Source organism: Microcoleus sp. BR0-C5, from assembly GCF_036705045.1.
Classification (GTDB): Bacteria; Cyanobacteriota; Cyanobacteriia; order Cyanobacteriales; family Microcoleaceae; genus Microcoleus.
Window position 1 is genome coordinate 1 of the sequence record NZ_JAUBTR010000147.1, and the last position, 5,708, is coordinate 5,708.

General features: G+C 52.5%; 7 protein-coding genes. 5 read left to right on the forward strand and 2 right to left on the reverse strand.

Features of this window, described 5'->3' with window-relative positions:
• Positions 1-67: 67 nt before the first annotated feature.
• Positions 68-436: a hypothetical protein gene (locus QUB08_RS31190; protein ID WP_332962583.1), complete on the reverse strand. Its 369-nt coding sequence runs from the start codon at positions 434-436 to the stop codon at positions 68-70.
• A gap of 842 nt (positions 437-1,278) precedes the next feature.
• On the reverse strand, positions 1,279-1,722 hold the full coding sequence (locus QUB08_RS31195) for a hypothetical protein (protein WP_332962584.1): 444 nt from the start codon (positions 1,720-1,722) through the stop codon (positions 1,279-1,281).
• 243 nt (positions 1,723-1,965) lie between these two features.
• On the opposite strand from QUB08_RS31195, the gene QUB08_RS31200 reads away from it, so the two are divergent.
• The 5 genes from QUB08_RS31200 to QUB08_RS31220 all read left to right on the forward strand — a co-directional run bounded on the left by QUB08_RS31200 (position 1,966) and on the right by QUB08_RS31220 (position 5,544).
• Positions 1,966-2,643: a recombinase family protein gene (locus tag QUB08_RS31200; protein WP_332962585.1), complete on the forward strand. Its 678-nt coding sequence runs from the start codon at positions 1,966-1,968 to the stop codon at positions 2,641-2,643.
• Complete coding sequence (locus QUB08_RS31205) at positions 2,640-3,113, forward strand: helix-turn-helix domain-containing protein (protein WP_332962586.1); 474 nt, start codon at positions 2,640-2,642, stop codon at positions 3,111-3,113. The genes QUB08_RS31200 and QUB08_RS31205 overlap by 4 nt, the downstream gene beginning before the upstream one ends.
• A gap of 354 nt (positions 3,114-3,467) precedes the next feature.
• Complete coding sequence (locus tag QUB08_RS31210; protein ID WP_332962587.1) at positions 3,468-3,668, forward strand: MerR family transcriptional regulator; 201 nt, start codon at positions 3,468-3,470, stop codon at positions 3,666-3,668.
• Positions 3,665-3,904 carry a hypothetical protein gene (locus tag QUB08_RS31215; RefSeq protein WP_332962588.1) on the forward strand — a complete coding sequence of 80 codons (240 nt, stop codon included), beginning with the start codon at positions 3,665-3,667 and terminating at the stop codon, positions 3,902-3,904. Before QUB08_RS31210 ends, QUB08_RS31215 begins: the two co-directional genes overlap by 4 nt.
• The gene (locus QUB08_RS31220) at positions 3,901-5,544 is read left to right on the forward strand and encodes an HTH domain-containing protein (protein ID WP_333043023.1); all 1,644 of its coding nucleotides are present in this window, start codon (positions 3,901-3,903) and stop codon (positions 5,542-5,544) included. The genes QUB08_RS31215 and QUB08_RS31220 overlap by 4 nt, the downstream gene beginning before the upstream one ends.
• The last annotated feature ends 164 nt before the right edge of the window (positions 5,545-5,708 follow it).

The following is a 5,708-nucleotide window of genomic DNA, read 5'->3' on the forward strand; positions in this document are numbered from 1 at the left end:
TCCCTCATGCATAAAATCGCGCGCGTCGGTCAAAAACTAAAAGTTTCCCCTTAAAAGTGTCTAGAACTTAACGGGTTCCCTTTCGATAGTAAACCGTTGCGTCAGTCCCTTCGCCAATTCTCAAGCCGCCGCCAGGTAGAAACTCATATTCAAACACTACTGATCGTTCACTTTTGATATAGATGAAGCCAGGGCGAGGCAACTCCCATTTAAAATCTCGGATAACAGTAGAGTTACTCAAGAAGGTCCCCTCACCTGAAGACTTTAAAATGATTCCTGATGTTTGATTACCAGCAGTCATCTCCCAGTCACCAGAAAGGGCATTACGATCAAATGTCATAGTGATGTTTGGCCAAAGCAGAAAAAGAGCAACCCCTACAATAACGGTTAACCCTGAAAGGCCCCAAGCCCAAGCAGACGAACGCTTTTGAGGCATGGCGTAGATTCCCCCGGGATTCGCGTACGGGTCCGGCTGATATCCGGGCATGGGTTGAACTGGCATCGCCACAGTCTGATTTGGCGGCACGAATTGAGTTCTAAAGACGTGCCCACAAGGACAAGCCTGAGCGTTCAGTTGGTGCTGGCTCTGGCACTTCGGACACAGCTTTATTCCGGCTGGATTCACCTCTTGATTCTAGTCTTAAACCTGCCACCCGTCAATAAGTGACCCTCACGGGGACCACACTGAGAGTCCATCTACGAAAACTTTCCCCTTAAAAGGCGATTTGAGCCAGGTAAGGTGCGACCGTGAGGCATCTATCACGCTCTGCCCTACTGATCGCCTTAATAGGCTCGACTATCGCAGTCGTTCCCCAGGCTCTCACCAACAAGCCACAGACACAGACGGTTTATGTCACCAGGACAGGCGACAAGTACCACAAAGACAGGTGCCGCTATCTCTCACGAAGCAAGCGACCCCTGGAGCTGGCTGAAGCCAAAAGAAGGGGGTACGACCCCTGTAAGGTCTGCCGTCCCCCTCGCTGATGCTAAGAAAGTTTTAGTGAATGAACCTCCCTATAAACTCGACTATTCCAAGGACATCGCTTAAGAAGCCAATCCCTTCATATATAGCGCACAGCCAAGGTAGAACCTTCACAAAGAAGGCAGAAACGATAGATCTTCTAGAGCGTTTAGGCTCGTTTTTATTAACATGGTTTTTCTCCATACTGATTGTTTCTGAATCAAGATCAAAAGCACCTTGCTGATGCCTTCACTTTTTTTCAGTTCCAACCATGTATAGAGGTCTACCCCCAGAAATCAGGGGGAAAGTTTTAGAAGCTATTGGCTCTCTTTTGTGTAGTCAAGCACGATAAACGTAGGCTCACCCTTGGCGTCCTTTCGTGCCCATTCTCGGAGTTCCTCCAGAGAGGCTGACTCGACCCACAAAGCAGTACGTCCCTTAGATGCCGCCTCCAGTTCCTTCAGAGCCGACAGCGAAAGCATAGAGAGATCAATCTGCGGGGGTTCATTCTCTTCGACCACGTAGGGCAGGGCATATTTACCGAGAAGATCCACCAGCCGCACCAGCTCACCCGTGGACATGGAATCTCGAAATAGTCGCAGTTTGAGTTTCTGAATCCCAACCTCAAAGCACTCGACCAGCTCTAACCGCAGCTCATCCTTGATCCTGCCGCCGCCTTTGTTGCCTGGGTTCCCAACCTTCAGCCGTCCCCCGTTTCGCCCTGACTGGGTCGCGGTGTTTCTCACGGTGTTTCCTCTCATGCTCCTACCTTTGGACGTTGTAAAAGCCGCCCTGGACTGCAGAAGGCTCTGGACAGTATGACCAGCCATATTGACCAGGGTGGACATGAATGATGACCAGACAAAATTGACCAGGCTACAGGTTCAAAATTGGACAGGTGCGCAACGAAAACTGTACACGCTAAAAAGCACTCTGACTAGACAAAATAAGAAAGTGACCAGGGACCGTATACATGAGACGAACGTTTCGTGTATAGTCTTGTTATGCCCAGGGCACGAAAGACGAAGACCAGCCAGAGAGAGACCAAGCACGTTATCGGCTACGTCCGGGTCTCGACTGACCAGCAGGTTGATTCTGGTGCAGGCCTGGCCAGTCAGAAAGCCGCCATCATCGCCGAGTGTGAAAGGAACGGCTGGCACCTGGCCGAGCTGATCGAGGACGGTGGAATCTCTGGAAAGACTCTCAACCGCCCTGGACTGCAGAAGGCTCTGGACCTGCTGAACAAAGGGGAGGCTGATGTACTGATGGCCGCCAAGCTCGACCGCCTCAGCCGATCGGTAAAAGACGTTTGCCAGGTAGGGGACATGGCCCAGCACTACGGCTGGAATCTCAGCCTCTTGGATGCCCGGCTAGACACAACCACCCCTCATGGCAGAGCACAACTCAGCATGATGGCCACCTTTGCCCAGCTTGAGCGAGAGTTGATCGGACTCAGAACCCGCGAGGGACTGGCCGAGAAGAAAGCCCAGGGTGTTATTCTCGGAGCCAGGCCAATGATTGAAAGCGATACCGAGGACCTGATTCTAAGCCTCAGAGCCGAAGGAAAGGGGATGCTGGCCATCGCCAACGAATTGAACGTCCGGAACGTGCCAACCGCCAAGGGTGGGACCTGGCACGCCTCTACGGTCCGTGTGGTCCTGCAGAGAAGGGAGGCCGCATGAATGAGACTCTATCGCTGGCTGAAGCAATCAAGGCCGCTGGAGTCTCAGAGAAGACTCTACGCCGTTGGATCAAGTCAGGCCGCCTGGCCGCCGAGCTGATCGAGGGACCCAAGGGGAAGGAATACCGGGTAACCGCCGAGGATCTTGAGCGCGCATCAAAAGCCACCCCTAAAAAGGCCGTCTCAGAGCCGATACCAGCCGCTGAAGGCACGAAGCTCGACACCGGGGACCTGGCAACCCTGAAGGCTCTGGCAGAGGCACAAATGGCCATGATCGAGGAGCTACGGCACGAAGTCCAACAGCTCAGGCCGCTGGCACATGAAGTCCGGAACCTTGCGGACCAAAACCACGATTTAACAGCCCAGCTCAGTCAACTGCAGGACCGAGTAATCAAGGCTCTACCAGCTCCAGAGCCGAAATCGAACCTTTGGGAGAAGCTGACGAAGTGGACCAAAGTCAGAAAGTCCTGATCTATACATGGTTAATTCTACAGACCACTGGCATCTCAGCCAAGCAGGGATATCCTTGAGTTCAAATCAAGCGAATTCATGCTACCAAACAAAAGGCAATGATGCCTTTACCTAGTGGTCTTCGTCTGGATTCGTTGAACAGCATTAAAAGCAAAACCGCCCCATGTCTTGCCGGACATGAAGGCGGTCCAAAACTGAATCTCAACCCCCAAAAGGATCGGACTGCAGCGCTCTCTACTAGCAGGACGATTCTAACCCAGGAAAAAGCATCTGTCAAGAGAACTTTACTTTTTCAGGGAGGAAGGGGCAACGAGGCGAGTGAGGAAATGCAGCTAATGCAAGCAGAGACACCTCATGACATCCGTAACTTCATACAACATCGCAGAAGCTGCAAAGCTTTTGCACGTCACCCCTCAAACACTTCTCAACTGGAAAGAACGAGGCTGGATCTGGACCGAAAAGCTGCCAAATGGCAGATACCTCGTCCCCAGCTCTGAGATTGAGAGACTCACCAAAACCCAGCCCACTCAGGCCGTAGGAGGCCCGGAGAAGTGAGGCACCCACAACTTAATAAACAAGCGCAGGAGGCTATCTCAGAAGCCGCTTACCAGCTCGCCACCTGCCAAGAAAACGACGATCAAGGGGGAATCAGATCCACCCTGGCAATCCTCCAAGCCATCGCCAACGTCGGCACCAAAGCCACCCGCGAGGAAATCAGAGCCGAGCTGGCCGCCTATGCCATCCCCCTTTCTGCCCTGCAGATCGGCACCGAGGAGGGACTGGACCTGTGAGCATCGCCGAGATCCTGACCAGGCCGCCACAGCTTGAGGAATCAGAAGCCATCGCCACAAAAGAGCTAGCCGTAGTCATCTCCCGTGACAAACAGTTCTATGACCTGAACCCTGATAACAAGAAAACAGGCCAACGCTGGCTCAACACTTGGGACCCACAAAAAGACGCTGGCTTCATCCTGCCAAACCTTGATTTTGTTGCCGCCGACTTCGACACAGAAGATGGCCTGGACAAAGCCTTTGCCCTAAAAAGAAAGCTAAGGTTCCCCTCAGCAGTGATGCACTCAGGCGGGGGACCAGGGAAAGCGCATCTCTGGGTTAGAGTTGAAACAAAAGCCCAACGCCTTCACTGTGAAAATCTGATTAAAGAGATAGGTGGACCCTCAGCAGTCAGAACCCAAGGAATCAGGCCGCCTGGTGCCCTTCATCGCTCTGGACAGACTCGCTCAACCAGCGCGGAAGGGTTAACCATTCAGCAGATACTAGAGCTACTCAGAGACGGAACCAGGCCACAAAAACCAACAAAGCAGAAACTAGACCTGGACCAGCTCGCTGGAGAATCAGTCCCTATCGGATTCAGAAGTGACCGCCTATGCCTGATCGCTGGGCTGGCTCTCAGGCAAGGCTTGAGCTACCTGGACTTTAAAACATTGATTCTCAGGCACCCACAAGGACCAGGCGAGAAGATCAAAGACAGAAGCCCAAAACAGCAGGACAACTACCTAAAAGATGTTTGGAACTACGTCAGCAGTGATCGAGCTACCCTCCCGAGATTGAAACCTGGACCCGCTGACGCGGGGGGGGTTTTTAAAAAAAGATCTTTTGGGGAAACCTGGACCAAGCACGTCCTTTCGTGCCCTGACGTACAGAAATCGGGAAAAAACCTCTACGCTGCCATTCTCGAAATTGAAAGACTCTCAAAGCTCAACCACGGCCACTCCTTCCACCTGAGTAAAAGAAGCCTGGCCGAAGCTATTGGATGCTCAGACACAGCCGCCCGCAACTGCATTACAAAGCTCTGTGAACTTGGACACATTCAGAAAGTAGTAAATGGCAGTCAAAAAACAGCCTCAATCTACAGGCTGAAAGTGTCTCAAAAAGTGACCACTCAACCCCTGGAAGGGGGAGGGGGGTGTACAGAAAGAGTGGTCACCTATTGCGACAAATGCTCGCATGATTCACTCTCTGGCCGGAACGGGTTAAAAAGGTACTGGCTGATTCTTGATCCTTCAGAACCTCTCACGGCAGCCGAACTAGCACCCTTGGCAAAACGCACTCGCCAAAGTGTTTACAAAGGCCTGGCCCAGCTTGAAGCTCTTGGGCTCATCGCCAAGAAAGGTAAAGGCTACGTCAGGATCGAGGACGAAGCCGCCCACCTTAGAGCCGCTCAAATGCGTGGAAGTCTTGGCCGCGGTGAACACCGAAAGCTGATCCACGCTCTGCAGAGAGAAGGCTGGAAGCTGGAGAAGCAAAGGAGAATTGATGCCAGGAACAATGAAGCCAAACGGCAGAAGCTGAAAGACCAGGCCAAGTATCAGCATGGCACCAGCCAGGCCGAGCGGAACCGAACAAAATCGGACCACCTACAGGTTCAAAATCGGACTGCCGGCCACGGTGTTTCTAGACCGTTGCAAGTGTGATGGCACCTGTAAGGAGTCCAGAATCTGGTCAAAGACGCCTAGAACTGGCTCTGAGGGGCAATGCGTGCCATCTCTCGTGCCTCGCCATCCCTCATGCATAAAATCGCGCGCGTCGGTCAAAAACTAAAAGTTTCCCCTTAAAAGTGTCTAGAACTTAACGGGTT

Excerpts from the sequence above, each read along its gene's own strand:
- QUB08_RS31190 (WP_332962583.1), bottom strand. The coding sequence starts at position 436 with ATGCCTCAAAAGCGTTCGTCTGCTTGGGCTTGGGGCCTTTCAGGGTTA.
- QUB08_RS31195 (WP_332962584.1), bottom strand. The coding sequence starts at position 1,722 with ATGAGAGGAAACACCGTGAGAAACACCGCGACCCAGTCAGGGCGAAAC.
- QUB08_RS31200 (WP_332962585.1), top strand. The coding sequence starts at position 1,966 with ATGCCCAGGGCACGAAAGACGAAGACCAGCCAGAGAGAGACCAAGCAC.
- QUB08_RS31205 (WP_332962586.1), top strand. The coding sequence starts at position 2,640 with ATGAATGAGACTCTATCGCTGGCTGAAGCAATCAAGGCCGCTGGAGTC.
- QUB08_RS31210 (WP_332962587.1), top strand. The coding sequence starts at position 3,468 with ATGACATCCGTAACTTCATACAACATCGCAGAAGCTGCAAAGCTTTTG.